Origin of the sequence: Oscillibacter sp. 1-3 (genome assembly GCF_000403435.2) — a bacterium.
Lineage (GTDB): Bacteria > Bacillota > Clostridia > Oscillospirales > Oscillospiraceae > Oscillibacter.
This window is the reverse complement of sequence record NZ_KE159703.1, coordinates 1,298,566-1,299,072: the sequence shown is the minus strand read 5'-3', so window position 1 is coordinate 1,299,072 and position 507 is coordinate 1,298,566. Positions and strand designations below refer to the sequence as shown.

The window sequence follows — 507 nt, the reverse complement described above, 5'->3', positions numbered from 1 at the left end:
CTCCCGCCATGGGCGGCAGTTTGGAAACGGATTCCGGCATCGGCTCCGTCTATGTCCCCGGCTCGTCCTCGGTGACAGTGACCAACCCCGGCAGTTACAAGGGCAAAGTGCTGGTGATGCGTCCCGACACGCTCCAGGAGAGCTGCTGGGACCCCCGCAATATGCTCTGGCTGGCGGAAGGCGGCTTCGGCTGTTCTCCCCACGCCAGAGGTCAGGCGGTCTACGCCACCTGCCTGGGCGACGGCGAAAAGACCCGCTGGAACCGCTCCGACTTCGCTGGCGTTCTGGATGAGCAGTATCTGCCGGACTGGGCGCGGGAGAAGCTGGAGGAGCTTCGCACTCCCCAGCAGGAACAGGACACCGGGCCCGCCATGGGCGGCATGACCATGGAGTAATTCCATTTTACCAAAAATTTTTTAGGAGGAACCGACAATGAAACAGGCCCCTGACCCGACCCTCACATCTCAGCGGGAGACCCTCCCCATGCAGGTGGATGTGAAAATCCAC

General features: G+C 61.9%; 1 pseudogene. It reads left to right on the top strand.

What is annotated here, in order from left to right:
- A pseudogene (locus C816_RS06260) lies at positions 1 to 395 on the top strand (hypothetical protein); the annotation flags it as partial.
- Positions 396 to 507 lie beyond the last annotated feature (112 nt).